Source organism: Streptomyces sp. NPDC088810 (genome assembly GCF_044750305.1).
Taxonomy (GTDB): domain Bacteria; phylum Actinomycetota; class Actinomycetes; order Streptomycetales; family Streptomycetaceae; genus Streptomyces.
This window is the reverse complement of record NZ_JBIVJQ010000009.1, coordinates 304528-329430: the sequence shown is the minus strand read 5'-3', so window position 1 is coordinate 329430 and position 24903 is coordinate 304528. Positions and strand designations below refer to the sequence as shown.

The window sequence follows — 24903 nt, the reverse complement described above, 5'->3', positions numbered from 1 at the left end:
TGCTCGCGTTGCCCGCCGTTCGTCCCTGATCGAGGAGTCACCCGTATGTGCGGAATCACCGGCTGGGTGTCCTTCCACCACGACGCCCGTGCCCAGGGCCCTGTCATCGAGGCCATGACCGCCACCCTCACGCCCCGCGGTCCCGACGCCGGCGGGGTCTGGCTCGGCGAGCACGTCGCGCTCGGCCACCGCCGCCTCGCCGTGATCGACCTCGAGGGCGGCACGCAGCCGATGACCGACCGGCCCGACGAGCCGGCCCTCGTCCTCAGCTACAGCGGCGAGGTCTACAACCACCACGAACTGCGGGCCGAACTGCGCGGCCGCGGCCATGTGTTCCGCACGCGCAGCGACACCGAGGTGGTGCTGCGGGCGTACGCGGAGTGGGGCGAGGACGTCGCCGACCACCTTGTCGGCATGTTCGCCTTCGCCGTCTGGGACGAGCGCGCCCAGCGGCTGCTGCTGGTCCGCGACCGCCTCGGCGTCAAGCCGCTGTTCTGGGCGGCCGTCGACGGCGGCCTGGCCTTCGCCTCCGAGCCCAAGGCCCTGTTCGCCCATCCCGGGCTACGGCCCCGCGTGGACGCCGACGGGCTGCGGGAGGCGTACAGCCTGCTGTTCAACACCGGCCCGACGGTGTGGTCCGGTGTACGGGAGACAGAGCCCGGAACTCTGCTGATCCTGGACCGCGACGGCATCCGCGAACGCCGCTACTGGCAGCTGGAGGCCCAGGACCACACCGACGATCAGGACACGACGGTGGAGCGGATCCGAGACCTGGTCGGCACGGCGGCCCGCAGCCGGCTGGAGGCGGACGTCCCGCTGTGCAGCCTGCTGTCCGGCGGCCTCGACTCCACCGTCCTGACCGCCCTGCTCGCCGACGAACTCCGCCGGCGGGAGGGCGCGGAGGCGAGGATCCGCTCGTACGCCGTCGACTACAGCGACCAGGCGGAACGGTTCACCGGCGACGTCCTGCGCACCGGCCACGACACCCCGTACGCCGCCGAAGCCGGCGCCTTCATCGGCACCGAGCACAGCACCGTCGTCCTCGACCCGCTCGCCCTGCTCGACCCCGAGCACCGCAAGGCCGTCGTCGTGGCCCGCGACTCGCCCATCGGCGTGGGCGACATGGACACCTCGCTGTACCTGCTGTTCGGGAAGATCCGTGAACACTCCACGGTCGCCCTGTCCGGCGAGGCGGCCGACGAGGTCTTCGGGGGCTACCCCTGGTTCCACAACCCCGAGGCACTGGCCGCGAACACCTTCCCGTGGCTGCTGGTGACGGGCGACGAGGCGGCCATGCCCCTCAACCCGGAACTGGACCTGCGCATCGGCGAGTTCCGTGCCGACACCTACCGCGCCGCCCTGGCCGCCGTACCGCACCTCGACGGCGAGACGCCCGCCGAGCACCGGCAGCGCGAGATGCAGCACCTGTCCCTGACCCGCTGGCTGCGCCAGCTCCTGCACCGCAAGGACCGCCTCAGCATGGCCCACGGCCTGGAGGTCCGCGTCCCGTACTGCGACCACCGGCTCGTCGAGTACGCCTTCGCCGTGCCCTGGGCACTGAAGAGCTTCGACGGCCGCGAGAAGAGCCTGCTGCGCGCCATCGGCACGGCCCTCGCCCCCGACTCGGTCCTGTACCGCCCCAAGAACCACTACCCGGCCACCCACCACCCCGACTACAACCGCGGCCTTCAGAACATGGCCCGCGACGCCCTCGCCACCGCACAGGTGCGTGCCCTGGCCGACGAGACCCGCATCAAGCCCTGCCTCGACACCCCGCCCGACCGGCTGGAGTGGGGCCACCGCCTGCGCCTCGAACGCGTCGTGGACCTCGCCCTGTGGCTGGACCACCACCAGCCCGAACTCGCCCTCTGAGGAGCCTCCCCATGACCCTCCAGGACCCGATGCCCGCCACCGGTCCGGACACCCTGCCCGACCCGGTCCCGCTAACGGGCTGCCCCTACAAGGCCGACCCCTACCCCCTGTACGAGCGGATGCGCGAGGCCGGCCCGGTCCACCGCGTCCTCTTCCCCAGCGGCGTCCACGCCTGGCTCGTCACCGGCTACGACGCCGCCCACGCCGCGCTGAACGACGACCGCCTGGGCAAGAACCACGACCGCGGCAACGACCGCTGGCGCGTCCGGGCCTCGATCATGCCCGAGCCCCAGCACTCCCAGCTCCAGGTCCACCTCCTCCACCAGGACCCGCCCCGGCACACCCGCATGCGGCGCTTCGTCACCGACGCTTTCACCCCGCGCCGCATCGAACAGCTCCGTCCCCGCTTCCAGGAACTGGCCGACGCGCTGATCGACGCCCTGCCCGAGAGGGGTCCCGCCGACCTCGTCACCGGTTTCGCCGCCCGCTTCCCCTTCCAGGTCCTCGCCGAAGTCATCGGCCTGCCCCCGGAGCCGGCGGCCCGCTTCGACCGCGACTGGGGCAAGGTCGTCCAGCCGGTCGGCCCCACCGACGCCGGACGCCCGCTGTACGAGGCCCGGCTGCACGGCCTGCAGCGCTACATCGCCGACGTCGTCGCCCACAAGCGCGCCCACCCGGAGGACGACCTGCTCAGCCGCCTCGTCGCGGCCCGCGACCGGCAGGAGCTGTCGCAGGAGGAGCTGGACTCGATGATCTTCCAGCTCCTCGTGGCGGGCCAGGAGCCGGTCACCAACCAGATCACCACGGCCCTGATCGCCCTGTTCCGGCACCCCGGCCAGACGGCCCGGCTCCGCGCCGACCCCCTCCTGCTGCCCCGCGCGGTGGAGGAACTGCTCCGCTACGACAGCGCCTTCGAGCTCACCACCTGGCGCTTCTTCGACCGGGACAGCGACCTGTACGGCACCGAGGTCCCGGCCGGCGACTCCGTGATCATCAGTCTGTGCGCCGCCAACCGCGACCCGCGCCGCTTCCCCGACCCCGACACGCTCGACCTCGACCGCAGCCCGAACCCGCACCTCGCCTTCGGCCACGGCATCCACTTCTGCCCCGGAGCCGCCCTCGCCCGCACCGAACTCCAGATCGCCCTGGGCACCCTCCTCACCCGGCTGCCCGGCCTGCACCTGGCCATCGCCGACGAGGCCATCGAGTGGATCCCGTCCGTCCTGGGCCGCGGCACCAACCACCTGCCCGTCACCTACGACCGCCGCCTCTGACCCCGCCCCGGGACCGACCGGTACCGGGTGCGCCGCCGGCTCCGGTTCCGGGTGGAACGTCGGTTCGGACTCGGGTACGGCATTGCCCGGCTCGGGTGTGGGGCTGATCGGTTTCCGGTGGACCGCCGGCTCCGGCCCGCGGCGACCGGTGGGGTGGTGCCCCCGCTCCGGCTGACTCACCGCACTCACTCGACGGCGCCCGGCCGGCCGCCCGCCACGGCGCCGTGCCGCCACGCGGCCATGTCCTCATGCCGCCATGTCCTCATGCCTTTTGGAGATCCGCCATGCCGCTGACGACTGCGTCGGACACGCGCCTCACGAGCATCAGCGCCGCGATTCTGAACATCCTGCTGCCCTACCACCGCACGACGGACCGAACCCCGGCCCCGGCGGACGCGTTCCCCCACCAACTGCGCCGCATCGCCGACTTCGTCCGTGACGGCGCCCCCGTCGTCTTCACGCTGCCCGGCTTCCCCTGCAAGTCCCCCAACCCTGCCAAGGTCCTCGGCTACCTGCCCGACCAGGGCGAACGCCTCTCCCTCACGTTCCTCCACACCCTGTGCACGGAGATCGAGCGCATCTACCCGCCGGGCGCCCACGTGATCATCTGTTCCGACGGCCACGTCTTCGGCGACCTCGTCCACGTGCCCGACGTACACATCGACGCCTACGCCGACGAACTACGTGTACTCATGGCCCGGCAGGGCCTGACCGGACTGTCCCTCTTCGACCTGCGCGACGTCCTCGGCGACCTGGACCACGACACGAAACGCGCCCACGTCCACCACCGCCACGCCCCCGCCGTGGACGCCCTGCGCGCCGAGATCCGTGCCGACGACCACGCGCTCGCCCTCTACCGGGGCATCACCCGCTTCCTCGTGGAGGACACCGCCGACTGGACCGGCACCCGTTCCGCCCTCCAGCGCGCCTGCCGGCAACGCGCCTACGGCGTCATCCAGCGCAGCCGCGCCTGGGGAGCCCTGATCGCCGAGCACCACCCCCGTGCCGTACGCCTGTCCATCCACCCGCAGCCCATCGGCGCCCCGAAATTCGGCATCCGTCTCCTCGACGCCCCGGATGCCTGGACCACCCCCTGGCACTCCTCCGCACTGCACCGCGCCGACGGCACGTGGACGCTCGTACCGCGCGCCACAGCGGCCCGGCTCGGTCGCCTGATGTACCACGACGGCCGGCCCAGCCACTTCGAGCAGCACTGACGCGGCTGGCGCCCGTGTGGTCAGCGGGAGCCGGAGCGGCCCGCCGTTTCGCCGGCGGCACGGCGGTACTCGGCGTTGATGCGCTGCGCTTCCTCGAGCTGGTCCTCGAGGATGACGATGCGGCACGCGGCCTCGATCGGGGTGCCCTTGTCGACGAGCTCGCGGGCGCGCGCGGCGATCCGCAGCTGGTAGCGGGAGTACCGGCGATGGCCGCCCTCCGAGCGGAGCGGGGTGATCAGACGAGCCTCACCGATGGCCCGGAGGAAGGCAGGGGTGGTACCGAGCATCTCGGCTGCCCGGCCCATCGTGTACGCCGGGTAGTCGTCGTCGTCCAGACGATCATGCAGTGGATTGTCCGATGTCATGTCACCTCGCTGTGCAACGCGTCGAGGGGCCCTGGTGCCGTACGGCACCAGGGCCCCGAAGGAAATTCAACACCATCTGTCGGCCCTACTGCGGCGCCGACCTTCTGTTTCCGCTACCCGGCCCGGCAGGGCGGAGCGGGGGATCGCAGCTGCGTGACCGGGGACCACCATCCAATCCGGGGTCTTGCGGTACCCGGGCCGAGTGCTTCTCGGGCCGGGCGATCCTGATGGCGTCAGCTCCTCCGTTCCTCTCGTTCGACCTCGTCTACGTGAAGAAGCGTACCCACATCAGGAATGAAAATCTACCCTGACAAGAGAAGGTTTCACTCCTGTGGTGGAGGAAGATCCTTGCCGTGATCGACCCTCGGGGATCCGGGTGCCGGCTGGGCCGCATAAGCTCTGCTGTCATGTCGAACCCTGATGAGCTGCTCGTCGCCATCTCCGCCGCGGTGGAGTCCGAGCGAAGCAATCAGATGTCGCTGACCGTGGTCGTCGGCGGTGCCGTCATCACAGGCCGGCTGGCTCCCGAGGCGGTGTGGCGGGAGCGGGTGGCGGAGGTCCTGAAGGACTCGGACCGTCTCGGCCCGTTCTCGGACGTCTTCGCCCGCGGCCCGCGAGGCAGTGGGCCGGGTCGCGGTGAGCCGCCCACGCATCTGCACTTTCATCTCGCCCGGATCCTGCAGGGCAGCCTCGGTATCCCGGAGACGGGCGGCATGTACCGAGTCGCGATCAAGGACGTCAGCGCATGGACCGTGGGCGACCTCAGCTACTTCGACCAGTGAGACGCCGCCTTCGCCCGTAGCCCGGCCGGTGGTCTCCGAGAGGCCCACACAGCGGCAGGGGCCCTGCCGACGCGCGTCGGCAGGGCCCCTGCCGGGATCCTGGGTGCGGTTTCCCGCCCTTCCTCATACCGCCACGGGGCGGCCGGCCGGCCTACGCGGCCGAGTCGTCGCCCGGCCGCCGCGGCGCCCTGCGGCGCACCCCCGCGCCGACGGGCCGCCCCTGGCCGGCGCGGCCCCGGCGGCTGCGGGACGGCGAAGACCCGCGACGGGGACGTTCCGCGGCAGGCGCGGTGATGACCACCGGCACCCCGGAGGGCGCCTGGGCACCCGTGATGCGGCTCAGCTCCGCCTCGCCCGAGCGGACCGGGGTGATGCGCGGGGTGATGCCGGCCGAAGCCATCAGCCGGGTCATGCCGCGGCGCTGTCCGGGCGTCACGAGCGTGACGACGCTGCCGGACTCGCCGGCGCGGGCCGTACGGCCGCCACGGTGCAGGTAGTCCTTGTGGTCGCTGGGCGGATCCACGTTGACGACCAGGTCGAGGCTGTCGACGTGGATGCCGCGGGCCGCCACGTTGGTGGCCACCAGGACGGTGACGTGACCGTCCTTGAACTGCGCCAGGGTCCGGGTGCGCTGCGGCTGGGACCGGCCACCGTGCAGGGCCGCGGCGCGGACACCGCTGCTCAGCAGGTGCTGGGTCAGCCGGTCCACGGCGTGCTTGGTGTCCAGGAACATGATGACCCGGCCGTCCCGGGCCGCGATCTCGGTGGTCGTGCGGTGCTTGTCCGCGTCGTGCACGTGGAGCACGTGGTGCTCCATCGTGCTGACGGCACCGGCCGACGGGTCGACGGAGTGCACCACCGGGTCGGTCAGGTACCGGCGGACCAGCAGGTCGACGTTGCGGTCCAGGGTGGCCGAGAACAGCAGCCGCTGACCCTCGGGACGCACCTGGTCGAGCAGGGCGGTGACCTGGGGCATGAAGCCCATGTCGGTCATCTGGTCGGCCTCGTCGAGCACGGTGGTGCCGACGTCGTCGAGCCGGCAGTCGCCCCGGTCGATGAGGTCCTTGAGCCGACCGGGCGTCGCCACGACCACCTCCGCGCCGGCGCGCAGCGCACCGGCCTGCCTGCCGAGGGACATTCCGCCGACGACGGTGGCGAGCCGCAGGCGCACGGAGCGGGCGTAGGGAGTGAGCGCGTCGGTGACCTGCTGGGCCAGCTCACGGGTGGGGACGAGGATCAGGGCCAGTGGCCGGCGCGGCTCGGCGCGCCGCCCCGCCGTACGGGCCAGTACCGCAAGGCCGAAGGCGAGGGTCTTGCCCGACCCGGTGCGGCCGCGGCCCAGTACGTCACGGCCGGCCAGGGAGTTCGGCAGGGTCGCCGCCTGGATCGGGAACGGCACGGTCACGCCTTCGTGGCCGAGCGTGGCCAGCAACGGCGCCGGCATGGCGAGATCGGCGAACGACTCGACAGCGGGCAGCGCGGGCGTGACCGTCTTCGGCAGCGCGAACTCGCCCCCCGCGGACTGCCGGCTCCGGTAACCGGTGGAGCGGCGCGGAACGCTGGAGCGGTCGTACGTGCGAGGGGTGCGTGCGTGGGTGGAACGGGTGCGGTTCATGCGGAACCTTCCTCGATGCGGGCACGTATCAAGGAATTTCCGCAGCAGGGCGAGCGGCGCAGAGAATCGCGAGAACGAGCCGAAAATGACAGGGCCGAATCACCCTGGAAATGAAACGAGCTGGGGCCCGCACCCCAAGGTGCGGGCCCCAGCTGCAAGTATGCGTCCGTGCCGGTGTGTCAGGCGGGAACGATGTTCTCGGCCGTCGGGCCCTTCTGGCCCTGCGCGATGTCGAACGACACCTTCTGGCCTTCCAGCAGCTCACGGAAGCCCTGGGTGGCGATGTTCGAGTAGTGGGCGAAGACGTCGGGGCCGCCGCCGTCCTGCTCGATGAAGCCGAAGCCCTTTTCCGCGTTGAACCACTTCACAGTGCCAGTAGCCATTTTGTTTCTCCTTCGGAGACGGTGCCAGGAAATACGCCCTGTGCGCATTCCGTGTCGCCGTGATGATCAGCCGTCGGAAAAACCTTCTGGCAACCACACCTGCAACTGATGACGACAGTAGCACGTCGATGCCGGCCCTGCGCGGTCGGTAATTCCGCGCCGCCAGTTGTCGCAGGAATAATTACCGTGCACCGCATCGATTTCTTATGTTGCCACCACAGATATTGGTTCCCGGCGGTGCAGCACTGCCGGGAAGCGATTCCGCGCACACCGCCCTGACCTCCTGTAACGGCTCGTACGGCACCACCGCCGTCATCGGCGGCCGGCACACCGACGAGCGCGCCGGAACCCGGAAAGGAGAGGTAGACCACAGCCCCCTCGCGAACGCTTGGTCCCGGTGCCCGGCCTCCAGGATCCCGTCAGCTGTTCCGTTCGATCCACTCGCTGCCGCCCAGCGGGTAGTCGTAGCCCGGGCGGCCCGCGTCGGCGCTGGTGCGGAACGGGGTGCCGTTGCCGTCGATGTGGAGGGTGCCGCGGCGGCTGCCGCTGGACCAGTCCAGGAGGAGGTCCCACCGCACGTCGTGCGCCTCGGTGTGGGCGGTGACGTAGAAGACCTCCGGGTCGGACTCGCTGACCTTGTACGGGAAATCGCGCTGGCCGTTCTTGACGGTGACCGTGGGACTGCCGTTGTCGAGGTCGATGTCGAACGACTTCGTCTCGACACCACCGCCGCAGCCGACGCCCATCGAGTAGTCGTTCCAGGCGAGCGGCGCACCCTTGGTGAGGACGCGTATGTGCAACGCCTCCAGCACCACGGTGTCCTCGCCGGTCCCCTGGACGGTGAGGGCGATCCGCTGTGCGCCCGAGGACACCGCCCCGTACGCGGCGGCCCAGCGCGGGGCGTCCTGCTCGTTCGCCGGCGGGCCGACCTGCTCGGGTTCGCTGTTGACGAGGAAGTGCTGGCTGCACGGGTCGGCGTAGACGTAGGGACGGACGCCGACGGTGACCGGGACGGCGCCGGCGGTGCTGCCGTCGGCGTGCTGGGCCCCGCCCTGCCTGCCGCCCTTGGAAGTGCCGGAGCCGCCCCGCTCGGATGCGGCCCTCTCGGACCCGGCGGGGGAGGCGGAGGCCGACGCGGACGGCTTGTGTCCCTTCGCGCTCGGGGACGGTGGGGCGGACGGCTTCCCGGCGTCCGCCGTACCGGTGGGCGTGGCGGTGGCACCGCCCGCCCGCCGGTCCGCCGTGTCGGACCCGCCACCGAGCGGGCGCACCGTGAGCACCACGGCTCCCAGCACGACGGCCGCCGCGGCGCAGGCGATCAGCACGGTACGGCGATGACGGCGGGGACGGGGACCACGTGGCGGCGCGAGCTCGCGCGGCGCGTCGACGGCGACCGGCTCACCGTTCTCGCCCCGGCCCGGTTCGTGCGATGCCGCTAAGCCGGCGTCGACCGGTCCGAACGTGTCCCCGGCATCAGCGGCACCGGCAGGTTCGAGAGCATCTCCGGCTCCCTGGGCCGAACCCGCCGCCGTGGCCTTCTCCGCCCTGCTCCCTCGTGCCGCGTCGGCCAGGATCCAGCGCCGGTGCAGCTCCACCAGCTCCTCCGGCGTTGCCCGGCAGACCCTCGCGAGGCGTTCCACCGGTGCGTACTCGACCGGCACCGCCGTGCCGTTGCAGTAGCGGTGCAGCGTCGACGTGCTCATGTGCAGCCGCTTGGCAAGCGTCCCGTAGCTGAGTCCCGAGCGGTCCTTGAGCTCCCGCAGCAGCCGGGCGAACGCCTCCGTTCCGCCGGCACCCGTTGTCCCCGTCACCCGTTCCCCGTCCCCTCGTGTTCCAGCCGCGCGTTCCAGGGTCACCGCGTTCTCCCTGGTCAGAGCGCATTTCGGTGTTCCAGCGTCCCCAACTGCCCGCCGTCCGTGGCCGCTGGGACGGATCACCTCACAAGCTTCGGTCATCCAATCACCACCCCCACCCGAACACCGAAGGGGTAAGCCACATGTCCAGCCTCCGCACCTCCCGCACCCGTCTCGCCGGCGCCGCCGCGACCGTCGTTCTCGCCGCGCTCTCCCTGACCGCATGCCAGGACGGAACAGGTGTCCACGCATCGGGCACCCCGGCGGCGGCCACCACGACCGCGAACTCCCCGTCCGCACCCCCGGCTCCCGGCACTGCTCCTTCCGGCACCGGCTCCTCCACCCCGCAGGCCAGGTCCACCACCGGCACGACACGGCCCGCCGCGTCCACGTCCACGTCGAAGGCGCGCGTCCCCGCCGGCCGGCCGGTCACCTGCGAGGGCTCCAACACCAAGACGGTCGCGGCCCCACTGAACCGCCCGGTGAACCACATGCTGCTCACGGTGACCAACACCGGCCGCGCGACCTGCTACCTCTACGGCTACCCGGCCGTCCGCTTAGGCGAGGCCCAGGCGGTGCCCCCGGTCATCGAGGCCTCGCAGCCGCAAGCAGTCGTCACGCTCGAGCCGGGCGAGTCCGGCTACGCCTCCGTGAACCTGTCCGCCACCGACGGCAGCGGCTCGAACGGCCACACCGTGAACTCCCTGACCGTCTCTTTCCGCGGCCGTTCCGGCAACGAGAGCGTCGGCACGGCCGCTCACCCCTCGCTGCCCGCGAAGGGTGTCTACGTCGACGACTCGCTCAAGGTCACGTACTGGCAGCAGTCGATGGACGACGCCGTCCAGTGGTGACGGCCGACTGCGGGGGACCGAGCTGATCACCGCGCACGGCAGCAGGACGGTGCCGCGCCCGGGCCGCGGCTCGGCGTTGAGGACGAGCAGACGGTTGACCGACGGCTCCGGGCGCCGCGTTCCGCCTCGACCAGTCCGCCGGCTTCCCGCGGGACGTGTGAAGGCGCCCGGTGACATCCGGTCTCCGGGCGCCTTTGGAGGATCGAATCACCGACTACGAGAGGACCTTGTAGCCGCTCCAGCCGCTCGCGATCCGCACCCGCGGACCGAACGTGCCCTTCCCGTCCCCGCTGTTGCGCCACACGTTGCCACTGGTGTCGCGGGAGACCAGGTCCGGCCTGCCGTCGTCCGTGATGTCGCCGACCCCGACGACCGCGTTGTACGAGCCGCCCCAGTCCGACAGCACCTTGACGCGGGCCGCGAACGTGCCGTTGCCCTTGCCGTCGTAGCGGTAGAGGTTGTTGGACGTGTCCTGGGCCAGGAGGTCGGCCTTGCCGTCCCCGGTGATGTCACCGGTGCCGACGATCTTCTTGTAGCCCTTCCAGTTGTCGTAGAGCTTGACGCGGGAGGCGAGCTTGCCGTCGCTCGTCCCCTTGTAGAGGTAGACCGCTCCGGTGGACGAGTTCCTCGCGATCAGGTCCGGGCGTCCGTCACCGCTCACGTCGCCTGGCGAGGTGAGCGCGTTGTACTGCGTCCAGCCGCTGGTCGCGAGGGTCGTGTACGACGTCGACGGCTTGACCGCCGCCCCGCAGCCCGGCTTGTACAGCCGCAGCGCACCGCTGCTGTAACGGACGAGGACGTCGTTGCAGCGGTCGCCGCTGAGGTCGCCGAAGGGGATCGCCATGATGGTCGTGGGCCAGCCGGTGCCCGTGTACGTGTCGCCGAACTTGCCCGTCCCCGTCCCGCTGTGGAAGGTCAGCCCGCCCGACGAGTTCAGGGTGAGCAGGTCGCCGCGGCCGTCCGGGCCCTCGGGGCTGACGAAGTCGCGGCGCACCGCGGCTCCGCGCTGCAGGTAGCCCTCGCCGCTGGTCACCGTGTTCGGCGTGGCGGTGCCGAGGCCGGTCGCCTTCAGGGTCCAGGTGAAGTGGCCGTTGGGGAAGTAACTTCCGCTGGCCGTCCTGCCGTTCCAGGTCGCCGTCACCCGGCCCGCGGTCGCGCCCCCGGTGAGCGTGCGGGTGGCCTTGCCGTTCGCGCCGCTCTGGACCGAGGTGAAGGTGAGCGACCAGGAGGTGGCCGGGCGGGACAGCACCCAGGTGCCCTGGAACGACACCCCCGGGGCCACGTAGTCGCCGACCGACGTCTCGAAGGCCGTCACGGCGGACGGGGCGATGCCCGTGGTGGTGACGTGGGTGCGCTCGTAGTCGTCGAACCAGGCGACCAGGCCGGTGTACTCGTCGACCGTCCAGCGGTAACGGCGGTCCACGGTCAGGCCCTTGTCGGCCAGGTCGGAGGCGATCGTGCGCGTGGTGCCGGTGGCCGCCTCGGTGAGGACCAGCGTGCCCGCGCCATGGTCGTGGCGGACGGTGAAGCCGTCGCCGAGGAGGACGTCACCGGGGGTGACCGCCGTCGACGTACCGGCCTTGGTGTCGTACACGCCCGCCGAGTCCGTCCCGCAGGCCCAGTACACCCAGCGTCCGGCCGCCTGGAGTTCGCTCGGCACGCAGGCCAGGCCCGGGACGGTCACCGTGGTGAGCGTCTTCTTCTGCGGGATGCCGTACGAGGTGAGCGTGCCGGCGGTGCTGGTGGCGCTCCAGAGGGTGGAGCCGTTCAGGGCGGCGGCGCGCACGGACCGCTTCAGCTTCTCGCCCTGGCCGAACTCGCCGATGTACTGCACCGGGCTGGTGCCGCCGGAGTCGAAGACGGCGTAGTCGTCGGAGACGTCGACGATTCGGCCGCCCCGGCTGCCGAAGTCCAGATAGTGGCCGCCGATCTCCACCAGCCGGTCATCGCCGAGGCTCTCGCCCTCGTCGGTGCCGCCGTTCGAGTCGAGGTAGACGTCCCGGGCGTCGAGGTTCCCCCACAGCGCCGAGCACGTGGTGCCCTCGTACGGGCAGAGGGCGGCGTAGACCGAACCGCTCGCCGTGGCCTCGGACGCCGTCAGCGTGGCGGAGCCATCGGTGGTGAGGGTGCGCACGGACGTGGTGTCCGCGGTGGCGTTCGGGTCGTCCTCGGCGACACGCAGGCTGCCGCGGCTGAGCGCGATGCCCGTCTTGGCGTTCTCCACCGCCGGGGCCTGCTGGACCTTCTCCAGCTTCAGCGTGCCGTCCTCGGCCTGGCGCACCCGCCGCACCCACCAGTCGGCGGCGTCGGTGCCGCCGGTGACCAGCGCACTGCCGTCACCGGCCGCCAGCGTGTACTCGCCGGCGCTCGCCAGCAGGGTCTGCTGCACCGAGGGATCGTCGACGTTGACCGCGAGCAGCTGGGAGCCGAGCGACCTGGAGGACAGCGGCAGCAGCAGCCAGTCGCCGACCAGGACCGGGTCGCCGTCGAGCGTGCCCGGGTTGGTGGGCAGCGTGACGACCTGCTCGGCGGCGGTGAGGTCGGTGCGGGACTTCAGGTGCAGCTCGGCGGTGCCGGCCTGGTACCAGCCGATGCGGTCCTCGCTCATCACGTAGTGCGAGGCGTAGGTGGCGTCGGTGAACGCGTAGGTGTTCACGGCCGAGGCGACGTCGATGTAGCCGATCCGGCCGGTGTCGACCGACCAGAGCACACCGGCGGAGTCCGCCGCGAGGACGTCCTCGCTCCCCACGCTCGTCGCGTCGCCGGTGACCTTGCGGGTGCGCCACTCGCCGTCGACCTTGTCGATCAGGGAATGGGTGGTGACGATCGTGTCGCCGGCGAGGGCCCGGTAGTAGCCCTGGCCGTACTGGATGGAGCCGTTCCAGCTCACCTTCTTGGAGGTGGCCGTCGTCGGATCCCACAGGGTGGCGTACGCGTCGTTGGCCGTGGTCGGCAGAGCGACCAGGTCGCCGTCCGAGCCGTACCAGGCGTCACGGCACTCGGAGCCGATGTACGTGCAGCCGGTGCCCGGGGTATAGACGCCGTCGGCGTTCTTCACGGTCACGGTCTTGCCGGTCGCGTAGTCGGTCCACAGCAGTCCGGTCCGGCCGGTCTGCCGGTGCAGGAAGCCGGCGTGGCCCGCGGCGTACGGGCGGTCGGTGCGTGGTGTGGTGGAGCCGGGGTCGACCAGCGTGATCGCGGTGGTGTCGGCCTCGGCCGCTTGCGCGGAGCCGCCGCCCTGCGACAGGACGACGACGGACCCGGCCACGACGGCGACCGCGAGCGAGGAGACGGCGGCGGTCAGCCCGCCCCGTCTCAGGGCGTGTCTGCCCACGTATGTTCCCTCCCTTACGAGGGTCCGCGCCCTCGCACAAGTGGCCGGATCTTACCCGACCCTTACCAAGGGGTGGTGACGGCAAGGGGGTGCTCGCGCACGGTCACCGTCGCGGCCATGGCCGCCGGCCCGTACGCAGTAGAGCAGGAACCCGGCCAGGAGGGCGAGGGAGCCCAGGAGCGCGACGACTCCCCGCCAGTTGCCGAGAAGCATGCCCGCCAGCACGATCAGGAACGTGACGTTCGAGACGGTCGCTGCCGCCGGGTGCCACGACCTTGCGGTGGGCTCGGCGTAGTGGGGTGTCAGCAGGCCGATGGCGAACGGTACGAGCTGGAGCAGGTGATGCTGCCGACGGAGGCGAGCAGCACCTGCATCGCCGCGCCGCCGACGACGTCACCGCTCTGCACCATGGCGAGTTTCGCCCCGAAGGGTTCGCCCGGGGAGGAGGCGACCAGGATGAGCACGATCAAGGAGGCGGAGGGGAGGCCGAACAGCGCACCGATGCCCCAGCCGAGGAGCGGGGCACGGTGGTGCCCAGGCCGGCGGCGAACATGGTGGCCGCGATGAAGATGACGGTGACGGCGTTGAGCACCAGGTGCAGGGTCTCCATCAGGAGGCTTCCCTCATGTGCTCGGTCTCCTTGGGGATGACGGCCGCCTGCGGCTTGATCTCCATGTCTGCTCCTCCCGTGTTCCGAAGGCCGGGACGGACCACTTCCAGCGGGTGCGCCCGCTGAGCGGTCGGGCTGATCAACGGCTCGGGCCGCTACGGCGTCAACGCTTGCTGGCGACCTTGAAGACGACGACAACGAGGCCGAGCACCAGGTTGACCGCCCCCGCGATCAGCACCGCGCGGCCTGTGGCCCCCGCGCTGCGGGCGGCGACCGTGGACCAGCCGACATGACCGGCCAGCGCCACCCCGAGGGCCAGCCACACCGCCCCTTTCGGACCGATGCCCAGCAGGGGAGTGACAGCGACTGCCACGGCCGGCGGCACGGCCGCCATGATGACGGGCCACTCGTCCGTACACGCTCCACGGACCTCCTTCCCGCCCAGGGACCCGCCAGTGATCCGCTGTTTGAACAGCCGGCCGTACACGCGGCTCGCCCAGGACACGGCCCCGGTGCACAGCAGCAGGAGAACGAGTTCAAGCCGGGGAGCGGAACCGAGTGAGCCCGCTCCGACCACCACCGAGGCCGCGAGCAGCGAGCCGTACACGGCCCCCGTGTACTCGCGCCCCTCGGCAGCGTCCGCCTGGGGCCCGGCCGCGGCTTGCGGGGTAGCCCGGTCTTCCATGATTCCAGTGTGGTCACGGACGTTGCCCACCGCACGGCCACAACTTGTCGTGCGCCGGCCAGCGCCCCACAGGCTGTGCAGAAGGCTTTGGACATCTACAACGGGACCTATCCGTCATGACGTACAACTTCTTCACCGTCGAGCCTCTGAGCGGTGCCGGGCGCCCTGCCGGGGAAGTGACACGGTCCACGCCGGGCGAGGTCTCGGCCCTGGCGGGGCCGCAGGCTGTTGGCGCCTGCGGCCTCGCTGGGGCGCCTGTGTCAGGACGGGTCGCCGTACTGGAGGCCGCGTCCGTTGGTGCCGATGTAGACGCGGCCGTAGGTGTCGGGGTCGCCGGTGATGATGCCGACGGCGCCGATGCTGCCCCACTGGTGGGCGTCGTCGTTGATGCGGAGCCAGGTGGCGCCCTTGTCGGTGGAGCGGAAGACTCCGGTGACGTTCTTGACGGTGCCGATCAGGTAGAGGGCCTGGTAGGAGGTGCCCGGCTTGGCCTTGCCGAAGCCGAGGGCGGAGGCCGACTGCACCGTCCGGAGCGTGGTGAAGGTACGGCCGCCGTCGGTGGAGTGCAGCAGCCCCTTGGCGCCGCCGGCGATCCAGAGGTCCCCGGCGACGCCGGGGACGGCCGAGAGCCGGCCGTCGGTGGGCAGGTTGGCGGCGCGGGCGGTGAAGCTCGCGCCGCCGTCGGTGCTGGCGTAGAGCGTGCCGTCGGCCAGTGAGTAGAAGGTCCTGGCCGAGGAGCGGTCGGCGACGACCACGGCACCGGTGCCCAGGCCGCTGACCTTCGACCAGCTCGCGCCCTTGTCGGTCGAGCGGTACGGGGCCTGGCCGGCCTCCGTCCAGACGATGGCGGAGCCGTCCGCCGCGACCGCGACATGGCCGCTGTCGGCGCCGGCCACCGGCTCTGCCGGGAAGCCCTTCCAGCTGCTGCCGCCGTCGGTGGAGTAGGCGCCGTCCTGTGCGCCGCCACGGCCGACACGGACCATCATCGAGGGCTCGGACTGGGCGAAATCGATGTCGCTGCTGTTGCTCATCAGGGGGTTCTTCAGGCGCCCGGCGGGCACCTCGGTCAGGGAGCCGTGGCGGAAACCGCCCTGGTCGCCCATCGACGTGATGACGGTGGCGCCGCCGGGCGGGGCGATCGCGTCCGCCAGCGCGGTCTCCTCCAGCCCTCTGGCCCCCACGCTCCAGTGGCTGGTGCCGCCGCTGTCGGAGGCATTGGCGTCCTTGCTGCGCCAGATGCCGTTGCCGGTGCCGTACAGCACGTGCCCGGAGGCGAAGGGGTCGATGGCCAGGGCGGTCATCCAGTGCCCGGTATGGGTGCCGACGTAAGGAGCGGCGGAGGCGTCCCGCACCGACCTCGAGGCCAGCGTCTTCCAGGTCGTACCGCCGTCGGTGGTCCGGTAGATCTCGTCCTCGGGCCACCAGCGATCGAGGGTGGTGACCATCACCGTGGACGGCTTGCGCGGGTCGACGGCCAGACCGGAGAACCCGTACGAGCCCCGGGAGGGGGAGATGTTCTTCCACGCCCCGCTGCCCGGCGTGTACTTCCACACCGAGCCCGCCGTCACACCGTTGGGCCCGAGGTTGTCGGTGTACGTCAGGTACAGCGAGCCGTCACCGGAGACCACGCCGTGCTGCGGCAGCTGGCCGGTGGGCTGACCGGAGACGGCCTGCCAAGTGCTGCCGCCGTCGGTGGAGCGGTACAGGGAGACGGACCTGTCGGCGACGCCGACGTAGACCGTCCTGCTGCCGGCCGGGCCGTACGTCACGAAGGAGATGCCCGCGCCGCTGCTCGCCCCGTCCTTGACGGGGAACGAGGAGACCTGGCGCCAGGTCGTGCCGTAGTCGGTACTGCGCCACAGTCCGTTCTTGCGGGTGCCCAGCAGCAGGCTGCGATGGTCCGCGGCGTCGATCACGAGCCGTTCCCCCGCCCCGCGGCCGTCCTCGTTGGCGCCCAGCTTGAAGGGCAGGTTGGTGCGCTTGAAGGTGCGGCCCCGGTCGGTGGAGCGCAGGATCGCGCCGTTGCCGGCCCACTGGTTGGTGTAGGTGCCCGCCCCGAGGTAGAGCCGCTTGGGGTCGACGGGGTCGGTGGCCAGCGAGTCGATGCCCAGCAGGTTCCAGTCCTGCTCGCCGATCCAGTCGGTCAGCGGGATCCACTGCTCGGCTCCGGTGTCCCAGCGGTAGGCGCCACCCATGTCGGTACGGGCGTACAGCAGGCCCTTCTCCCGCGGGTTGAACACCAGCCCGGTGACGTAACCGCCGCCCACCACCTGGGTGTTCTTCCACCGGTACGGTCCGGCCGCGGCCGTGGTCCGCGCCCCGCCGGTCCCGGCCGTCCGGCTCTCGGCCGCTTTCACCAGTTTCCACTGCTGGTTGGTGCTGCCCCTGCCGGGATACTGGACGACTGCCGCGCCGTCGGCCGTGGAGCCCCCGGCGACGTCCAGGACCTGGCCGCTCCTGCGGGAGGTGAAGGTGACCGCGTCGGAGCCGCCCACCTCCTCGATCTTCCACTCCTGCGAGGGGGAGGAGCTGTCGGTCTGCTGCTCGGCGACGGCCCCCTTGACGGTCGAACCGCCCGTAATGCCCAGCACTTTGCCGCTGTTGCGGTTCACCAGCTCGTAGTAGCCGTCCCCGGTGGGTCTCAGCCTCCACTGCTGGTTGGCGGTGTTCTGGTCGGTCCACTGCTGGATGCGGGTGCCGTCGGCGGTGGAGAAGCCGTCGACGTCCAACGCCTTGCCGCTGCGCACGGAGACCAGGCAGTAGTAGGCATTGCCGTCGACCGTCGCGGCCTGCGAGTCCTCCTGCACGAACAGGAGGTACGGCACGACGATGGCGGGTACGCCGAGCAGCAGACCGGTCGCGGTCCAGCGCCGGCGGTGACGCCCGCGGCGCCCGCCGTTCGTGGGGATGTTCATGGGGGAGATGTGCTCCTTGCCTAGCTCTCAGCAGAGGCGGGCGGATCCAGACACCGCAACTGGCTCGTCCGATCCCTTGTGGTCACAGGCTCCGCAAAGGGTTGCCTCGAGCCGGGAACCTTTTCCGGTCACCTCGTGGTGCCGTGTTCTTCCAGGTGCGCCCGCCGTCGTACGAGACCTGCACCTGCTCGTGGGTGTCGGGTCGTTCGCCCGATGCACGGCACACCACGGCCGGCAAGCAAAGAGAGGAACCCCAGCCGACGCGCGGCTGGGGTTCCTCGGGGCGGTGCGTATCGGTCAGCAAGGTCAGCGCTGCAGGGTGAGCACGCCCGGCCGGTACGGCAGTCGGATGTAGGGAGTGTCCTTCGGGGTGCTGGGGTCGTAGCCCTGGTAGAGGAGCTGCAGGTTGCAGGGGTCGATGGTCATGGTCTGGTCGGGGTTGTCGCGGACCAGGTCACCGTGGCTGATGTCGTTGGTCCAGGTCGCACCGCTGTTGGCCTTGCCCGCGAAGGGGTTGCTCTCGGTGGCGGCCTGCGGGGTCCACGGACCGTTCAGGCCGGAGGCCGTGAACGAGCGGAAGAAGCGCTGCTCGGTCGCACCCCGAGCCTCAACGATCATGAGGTACTGGTTCTGGCCCTGGACCTTGTAGACCTGCGGAGCCTCGAACAGGTTCTTCACCGTGTCGCTCATGACCGTGGTGTACGAGGAGCCGAAGCTGGCCGGGAAGTTCCCGATCGGCATGGTCGACTTGTAGATGCTGCCGTTGTCACCGGCGAAGAACAGGTACATGTTCTGGTCGTCGGCGATCAGGGTCGGGTCGATCGGGGTGCCGGTGGGGAGGCTGCCGGTGAACAGCGGCTGCGGCGCGGACCAGCCGTTGGCGTTGGTGGGGTCGCTGGACGTGCGGTAGGTGAAGGGCCAGGCGGTACCCCATCCCAGTGAGGCCAGCACCCAGGTCTTCTTGGGCGCGAAGTAGAAAAGTTGGGGTGCTACCGCGCCTTGGCTCATTCCGGTCTGGGTGGCCGTCGCCATGTCCGACCAGTTCGTGAAGGGACTGAACCCCATCGATTTCCACGAGGAACCGTCAGAGGCCGTCGCGTAGACCAGGTGCTTCCCGTTGTACGTCGTGGTGGTGAAGTCCTTCAGCGCGACCCACCCGTTCGCCGGCTGCGCCAGCGGACCCGTCGAGGTCCACCGGTAGGCCGACGGAAGAGAACACGTGGGGCCCGCCCCGGACAGGCCGGTCCACTTCTGGTTGCCGGCGCCGACGCAGTTCCAGATCTGCACCGCCGTGCCGTTGGCCGTCCCGCCCCCCGAGACGTCCAGGCACAGCCCGGACTCCACGCCGACGATCGTGCCGTCGGTGTTCACCCGCCACCGCTGGTTCGCGCCGCCGTTACAGCTCCAGATCTGCACCCGGGTACCGGCCGTGGTGGCGTGGTTCGGGACATCCAGGCACTTGTTGCCGTACACGGTCAGCTGGTTGCTGTCCGTCAGTGTCCACTGCTGGTTGGCCGCGCCGGTGCAGTCCCAGATCTGGAGGAACGTGCCGTCGGTCTGGCCGGCGCCCGGCACATCGAGGCACCGGCCGGAACCGACACCGCGCAAGGCGCCACTGGTGGCCGCCTGGGCCGGGTTGGCGACGAGCATCGCCGTTAACCAGACCATGGCCGCGACCGCGGCGGCGAGCACCGGGGACAGATGTCTGCGGCGGAAACTACGTCTGCGCATGGAGACCTCGTATTCCTCGAGTGAGTGGTTTCCGGGTTGGTTGTGCGGACCGCGATATGAGGTGTGTTCGGTATAACGAACAAGGATCGAGATGTCGGGCAGACTGGATCATAGGGATCAGCTGAACAGCGTCAATGCCTCTCACACAATGTGCGAGCCGAAATCATGGCCCAGGTCTCTGACCTGGGCCTTCACACTGGAGCGGGTGACGAGAATCGAACTCGCGCTCTCAGCTCGGGAAGCGACGGCGCTTGGGCGGGCTCCTCTGCTTTGACCTGCGTAGGTACCTTCCCTCCGAGGTGGTTGTGAGGGGCGGACCGCACCGCCTTTGACCGCTGTTTTCCGCTCTTACGGGCACGCGGAGGGCACGGGCCTCGGAAGGGGGGAGGCCGACGCTTCTGGCGGTACAACCATGCATGGGCTGCCGCGTGCGGAGATCAGATGCTGACGTGACGTCACGGACGCGTACGCAAACTCCCGCCAGGTCCTGCCTGGCGGGGCCCCACGCCTGCCCGTTCTTCCCTCGATCGCGGCAACCTTTGTGTGCGTGGCGGCAACTGGGGGGTGACCGGGGCCGGATCAGGGCCCGCTGTGCCAGAAGGACATGCCGTTGTCAGATCAGAACCGCTCTCATCGTCGCCGTCCGGCCACCCGCCGCGTGCTCGCCGCCTCCGTTGTCCTCGCCGCCGCGGGTGCCGCCGTACCACTGGTCGCCCTGGCCGCACGCACGCCGGAGGCCCCGACACCGACCACTGCCGCCGACGCGGCGGCCGGCAGCGGCCGTTACTTCGGCACGGCAGTGGCCGCGGGCAAGCTCGGCGACTCCACGTACTCCGCCATTCTCGACCGGGAATTCAAGATGATCACCCCGGAGAACGAGATGAAGTGGGACGCCATCGAACCCTCCCGCGGGTCGTTCACCTTCGCCGCCGCCGACTCGATCGTCAGCCACGCCTCCGCGCACGGCCAGCGCCTGCGCGGCCACACCTTGGTCTGGCACTCCCAACTGCCCGGCTGGGTCAAGTCCATCACCGACGCCAACACCCTGCGTACTGTGATGAAGAACCACATCACCCAGGAGATGACCCACTACAAGGGCAAGATCTACGCCTGGGACGTGGTCAACGAGGCCTTCGCCGACGGCGGCAGCGGCCGGCACCGTAGCTCCGTGTTCCAGGACGTACTGGGCAACGGCTTCATCGAGGAGGCCTTCCGCACCGCCCGGAACGCCGACCCCTCCGCCAAGCTCTGCTACAACGACTACAACATCGAGAACTGGTCCGACGCCAAGACCCAGGGCGTCTACCGCATGGTCAAGGACTTCAAGTCCCGCGGCGTGCCCATCGACTGCGTCGGCTTCCAGAGCCACTTCGCCGCCGGCGGCCCGCCCGCCAGCTTCCAGGCCACCCTGTCCAACTTCGCCGCGCTCGGCGTGGACGTGCAGATCACCGAGCTCGACATCGCCCAGGCGTCCGCCACCGCGTACACCAACGCCGTCCAGGCGTGCATGAACGTCGCTCGCTGCACGGGCATCACGGTGTGGGGCATCCGCGACAGCGACTCCTGGCGCACCGGTGAGAACGCGCTGCTGTTCGACGCGGGCGGCAACAAGAAGCCCGCCTACAGCGCCGTGCTCACCGCCCTGGGCAGCACCGGCAGCGGCGGCACACAGGCCGGGGGCATCACCTCCGGCACCGTCTACACGCTCTCCAACGCGGCCGCCGGGCGCGTTCTCGACGAGCCCGCGGGACAGAACGGCAACGGCACCCCGCTCCAAGTGTGGGACGCCAGCGGCGCCGCCAACCAGCAGTGGCGGGCCAACCGGAACAGCGACGGCTCCTACACCCTGACCAACATCGCCAGCGGCCGGGTACTGGACGAGCCGGCCAACCGGACGGCCAACGGGACGAGGATGACGGTCTGGGACGCCAACGGCGGCGCCCACCAGCACTGGAAGGCCCACCGGAACAGCGACGGCTCCTACACACTCACCAACGTCGCCAGCGGCCGGGCGCTGGAGATCCCCGGCGGTCGGACCGCCAACGGCACGCCCGTCCAGATCTGGGACACCAACGGCAGCGGCGCCAACCAGCGCTGGAACTTCCAGCCGACCGCGGCGCCGAAGAGCGCCACGTGTGCTCTTCCGTCGACGTACCGGTGGACCTCGACGGGCGCGCTGGCGCAGCCGGCGAACGGGTGGGCCTCACTGAAGGACTTCACCACCGCGACCTACAACGGCAAGCACCTGGTCTACGGGTCGAACTACTCGGGATCGGCCTACGGCTCGATGGCGTTCAGCCCCTTCACGAACTGGTCGGACATGGCGTCGGCCCGCCAGACCGGCATGAACCAGAAGGCGGTGGCACCCACGCTGTTCTACTTCGCGCCCAAGAAGATCTGGGTGCTGGCGTACCAGTGGGGTCCGTGGCCCTTCAGCTACCGCACCTCCAGCGACCCCACCGACCCCAACGGCTGGTCCGCGCCGCAGCCGCTGTTCACCGGCAGCATCCCCCGCACCGACTCCCCCACCGGCCCGATCGACCAGACCCTGATCGCCGACGACAAGAACATCCACCTGTTCTTCGCCGGTGACAACGGCAAGATCTACAAGTCGACCATGCCGATCGGCAACTTCCCCGGCAGCTTCGGCTCGTCGTACACGACCGTCATGAGCGACACGGTCAAGAACCTCTTCGAGGCACCGCAGGTCTACAAGGTCCAGGGCCAGAACCAGTACCTCATGATCGTCGAGGCTCGCGGGGCGAGCGAGCAGCGCTACTTCCGCTCCTTCACCGCCACCAGCCTGAACGGTCCGTGGACCCCGCAGGCCGCCACCGAGTCCAACCCCTTCGCCGGCAAGGCCAACAGCGGCGCCACCTGGACCAACGACATCAGCCACGGCGACCTGGTCCGCACCAACCCCGACCAGACCATGACCATCGACCCCTGCAACCTGCAGTTCCTGTACCAGGGCAAGTCCCCCAACACACCGCCGAACACCTCCTACGACAACCTGCCGTACCGCCCCGGCATCCTCACCCTGAAGCGCTGACCGATACTCACCGCATCGAGGAACCCCAGCCGTGCGCCGGCTGGGGTTCCAGTCGTCCGGGGACCAAACGGAGGCTCGGCGAGGCTTGTCGGGCTGATGGGTGGGCTCCTTCCCCGCCGTCACCGGTCAGCACGATCATCCCCTTCCGGAGAAGTCCTCAGCCCGACGAAGATGACGAAATGCGCCCCCATCGAAGAGATGGGGGCGCATTCGTCGGCTTCGCCTACTTGAGTGCTGTACCGCCCGAGTTGTGATAGGCGATCGTCTTGTTGATCAGGTTTCCGCCGTCGGACTCGGCCGTGGTCTGTTCCTCCTGCCCTGGACCGAAGAACAGGCCGGCGACATGGGCGTTCGCGACCTGGTCCATGTGTGCGAAGAACCAGTCCACCTTGTCGTCCTTGTAGTGGTTGCGGGTGTTGTTCTGCGCCATGTTGCCCACCGGGATCTGCCACAGGACCACCGGCTTGCCCACGGACTCGGCCATCGTCTTGTAGAACTTCAGCGCGGCGGCGGCCTTCTGGTCGGTCCAGAAGGTGTCACGGCCGCCGTGGGCCGGCTGTGCGTACCAGCCCGCGTCGCGGTCCGACACATCCCTGACCAGGAAGTCGGCGTTCTTCGCCCCGAGGTTCGCGTAGTCCTTGACGCAAGCCTGCGGGGCGGTCTCCCAGTCGAAGCAGGAAAGGTGCAGCCCCACGGCGGTGTTCGGCGCGTACTTGTGCGCCATCGAGATCAGGCACTGGGCGAGTCCGGTGGCGCTGTTCTCCTGCGATCCGCAATCCTTCGGATTCGCGCGCGAGACCTGTGCGGGAACCTGGTGCGGATCACCGAGCGACCGGACGTAGCCCCAGAAGTCGGGCTCGAGGTCGATCGCATCGTGCGACGTGCCGATCTTCTGGAGGAAGAAACGGTAGTCGTTCAGGTACCGGGTGAGCAGGTCGAGCCGGTTGATGGCCTTGACCTCGCCCGGACCGTCGCCCTCGCCTGCCGCATCCCCGAGGTCGCGCAACGAGTACCAGGTCCAGAGCATCTTCTGCGGACGCGGGCTGCCCTTGTACGTCGCCTTGGCCGCCACGTCGTCCCGCCAGGTCACGTAAGTGCCGGGCGCCGTGGTGCTGCCGTTCCAGCAGCCCCACCAGCTCGACCACTCATCCTTGCAGCGCGCTGCGGTGTAGTAGTCCGACGAGGGCGCGGGCTGGCTGTGCACATAGGCGTAGCGCGCGTCGAACGGCGCGGCGGTCGCCGAGGCGTCGGACACCGAGCCGCCGATGATCACCTTGTCACTGCCCATGAACCGCTTCGCCGAGCTGCTGCCACCGCCCGCGGGCGACGAAGACGAAGACGAAGGTGACGGTCGCGTGTCGCTCGGAGTCGGGCTTGCGGGCACGCCGCTGCCCGGCGCGGTGGGCGTACCGGCGCCGCCGACACTCCCGGCCGGGACGAGTTGCCACTGCTGATCGGCGCCGCCCCGGTCCTTCTGGACGACGTTGCCCCCGTTGGCCTTGGCGGCCTTGTGGACACCGACAGCCATGCCACTGAAGCGATTGACCAAACGCACGTAGCCGTTCGACGACTTGGCCAGTTTGAACTGCTGGTTGGTGGCGTTCAGGTCTTTCCACTGCACGATGGCGGAGCCGGCGGACTTCGACCAGCCGAGGTCGTCCAGCACCTTGCCGGAGGTCCGGTTCTGCAGCCGGTAGTACCCGTCACCCGCGTCGATGAACCGCCACTGCTGGTTGGCCCCGCCGTGGCGCGCCCACTGCACCACCGCCGCGCCGTCGTTCTTGGCGGAGCCGCGATCGTCCAGCACCTTGCCGCTGTTGCGGTTGACCAGCACGTACCACTTCTTCGGATCCAGGGTTTTCTGCTCCGCCGAAGCCTGGCTGACCACGACAGCCGAGCCGGCCACGACCACCATGGCGAGACCCGCCCAGAGACCCCGACGCGCGAGCAACCGACGGCCACGATGCTTCGGGCGACCACCGCGCGCGCCGCCGCGGGACGCCACCGATGACGTGGGTGGGCCGGGGACATGTCTGTGCTCTCGTTCCAGGGACATGTCTGTGCTCTCTTTCAGCTATTGCATCTGCCCGGACCACTTGGCCGGACACCACTGAGTGGTCCGAGAGGCTGAAAAGGTTGCCGCGAAGAGCCACAGAATTAGCCACCGGTAGTACCCGCTATCTGTGCGGCACCGGTGGTCTGCGTTACCTCGACGCCAGCCCCTTCGACGCCCACGGCATTCCCGTGCTGCCCTTCCACACCCCTGTGGATGACCCACTCAGGCAGGGGGCCCGCCGATCCAGCAGCCTGTGGGACCTGAGCAAGATCGGGCCCGATGCGCTTGCGACCACCTGGCCGCCCAAC

17 protein-coding genes are annotated in these 24903 nt (G+C 70.1%); 6 read left to right on the top strand and 11 right to left on the bottom strand.

The window, feature by feature from the left end:
* Nucleotides 1-45: 45 nt before the first annotated feature.
* The 3 genes from asnB (at nt 46) to ACIP4Y_RS27700 (ending at nt 4363) form a co-directional block, all read left to right on the top strand.
* Entirely contained in the window at nt 46-1872 is a 1827-nt protein-coding gene (gene asnB, locus ACIP4Y_RS27710) for an asparagine synthase (glutamine-hydrolyzing) (RefSeq protein WP_401398366.1), read from the top strand.
* Between the two features lie 11 nt (nt 1873-1883).
* Entirely contained in the window at nt 1884-3146 is a 1263-nt protein-coding gene (locus ACIP4Y_RS27705; protein WP_401398364.1) for a cytochrome P450, read from the top strand.
* Nucleotides 3147-3430: 284 nt separating this feature from the next.
* Nucleotides 3431-4363, top strand: coding sequence for an L-tyrosine/L-tryptophan isonitrile synthase family protein (locus ACIP4Y_RS27700; protein ID WP_401398362.1), 933 nt, complete (start codon nt 3431-3433; stop codon nt 4361-4363).
* Nucleotides 4364-4383: 20 nt separating this feature from the next.
* Here the strand turns inward: ACIP4Y_RS27700 and ACIP4Y_RS27695 are convergent, their stop codons facing one another.
* Entirely contained in the window at nt 4384-4728 is a 345-nt protein-coding gene (locus ACIP4Y_RS27695) for a MerR family transcriptional regulator (RefSeq protein ID WP_401398360.1), read from the bottom strand.
* A 407-nt stretch (nt 4729-5135) separates the two neighbouring features.
* On the opposite strand from ACIP4Y_RS27695, the gene ACIP4Y_RS27690 reads away from it, so the two are divergent.
* Entirely contained in the window at nt 5136-5510 is a 375-nt protein-coding gene (locus ACIP4Y_RS27690) for a hypothetical protein (protein ID WP_358647808.1), read from the top strand.
* A 151-nt stretch (nt 5511-5661) separates the two neighbouring features.
* On the opposite strand, the gene ACIP4Y_RS27685 is transcribed toward ACIP4Y_RS27690, so the two are convergent.
* The 3 genes from ACIP4Y_RS27685 to ACIP4Y_RS27675 all read right to left on the bottom strand — a co-directional run bounded on the left by ACIP4Y_RS27685 (nt 5662) and on the right by ACIP4Y_RS27675 (nt 9319).
* Nucleotides 5662-7125, bottom strand: a complete 1464-nt coding sequence (locus tag ACIP4Y_RS27685; protein ID WP_401398357.1) for a DEAD/DEAH box helicase — start codon at nt 7123-7125, stop codon at nt 5662-5664.
* Between the two features lie 179 nt (nt 7126-7304).
* The gene (locus ACIP4Y_RS27680; protein ID WP_030648194.1) at nt 7305-7508 is read right to left on the bottom strand and encodes a cold-shock protein; all 204 of its coding nucleotides are present in this window, start codon (nt 7506-7508) and stop codon (nt 7305-7307) included.
* 419 nt (nt 7509-7927) lie between these two features.
* Entirely contained in the window at nt 7928-9319 is a 1392-nt protein-coding gene (locus tag ACIP4Y_RS27675) for a helix-turn-helix domain-containing protein (protein ID WP_401398355.1), read from the bottom strand.
* A gap of 185 nt (nt 9320-9504) precedes the next feature.
* On the opposite strand from ACIP4Y_RS27675, the gene ACIP4Y_RS27670 reads away from it, so the two are divergent.
* The gene (locus tag ACIP4Y_RS27670; RefSeq protein ID WP_401398353.1) at nt 9505-10212 is read left to right on the top strand and encodes a DUF4232 domain-containing protein; all 708 of its coding nucleotides are present in this window, start codon (nt 9505-9507) and stop codon (nt 10210-10212) included.
* Between the two features lie 214 nt (nt 10213-10426).
* On the opposite strand, the gene ACIP4Y_RS27665 is transcribed toward ACIP4Y_RS27670, so the two are convergent.
* The 6 genes from ACIP4Y_RS27665 to ACIP4Y_RS27640 form a co-directional block, all read right to left on the bottom strand.
* A complete protein-coding gene (locus ACIP4Y_RS27665) occupies nt 10427-13546 on the bottom strand; it encodes an FG-GAP-like repeat-containing protein (RefSeq protein WP_401398351.1) in 3120 nt (1039 codons plus the stop codon).
* A 302-nt stretch (nt 13547-13848) separates the two neighbouring features.
* Nucleotides 13849-14016, bottom strand: a complete 168-nt coding sequence (locus ACIP4Y_RS27660; RefSeq protein ID WP_401398349.1) for a hypothetical protein — start codon at nt 14014-14016, stop codon at nt 13849-13851.
* Nucleotides 14013-14156, bottom strand: coding sequence for a hypothetical protein (locus ACIP4Y_RS27655; RefSeq protein ID WP_401398347.1), 144 nt, complete (start codon nt 14154-14156; stop codon nt 14013-14015). The genes ACIP4Y_RS27660 and ACIP4Y_RS27655 overlap by 4 nt, the downstream gene beginning before the upstream one ends.
* A 163-nt stretch (nt 14157-14319) precedes the next feature.
* Nucleotides 14320-14841 carry a hypothetical protein gene (locus ACIP4Y_RS27650; protein WP_401398345.1) on the bottom strand — a complete coding sequence of 174 codons (522 nt, stop codon included), beginning with the start codon at nt 14839-14841 and terminating at the stop codon, nt 14320-14322.
* A gap of 260 nt (nt 14842-15101) precedes the next feature.
* A complete protein-coding gene (locus ACIP4Y_RS27645; RefSeq protein WP_401398343.1) occupies nt 15102-17756 on the bottom strand; it encodes an RICIN domain-containing protein in 2655 nt (884 codons plus the stop codon).
* Between the two features lie 306 nt (nt 17757-18062).
* Complete coding sequence (locus tag ACIP4Y_RS27640) at nt 18063-19487, bottom strand: non-reducing end alpha-L-arabinofuranosidase family hydrolase (RefSeq protein ID WP_401398341.1); 1425 nt, start codon at nt 19485-19487, stop codon at nt 18063-18065.
* Between the two features lie 604 nt (nt 19488-20091).
* Between ACIP4Y_RS27640 and ACIP4Y_RS27635 the strand changes: the two genes are divergently transcribed.
* Complete coding sequence (locus tag ACIP4Y_RS27635; RefSeq protein ID WP_401398339.1) at nt 20092-22539, top strand: non-reducing end alpha-L-arabinofuranosidase family hydrolase; 2448 nt, start codon at nt 20092-20094, stop codon at nt 22537-22539.
* A 223-nt stretch (nt 22540-22762) separates the two neighbouring features.
* Here the strand turns inward: ACIP4Y_RS27635 and ACIP4Y_RS27630 are convergent, their stop codons facing one another.
* Nucleotides 22763-24454, bottom strand: coding sequence for an RICIN domain-containing protein (locus tag ACIP4Y_RS27630; RefSeq protein ID WP_401398337.1), 1692 nt, complete (start codon nt 24452-24454; stop codon nt 22763-22765).
* Between the last annotated feature and the right edge of the window lie 449 nt (nt 24455-24903).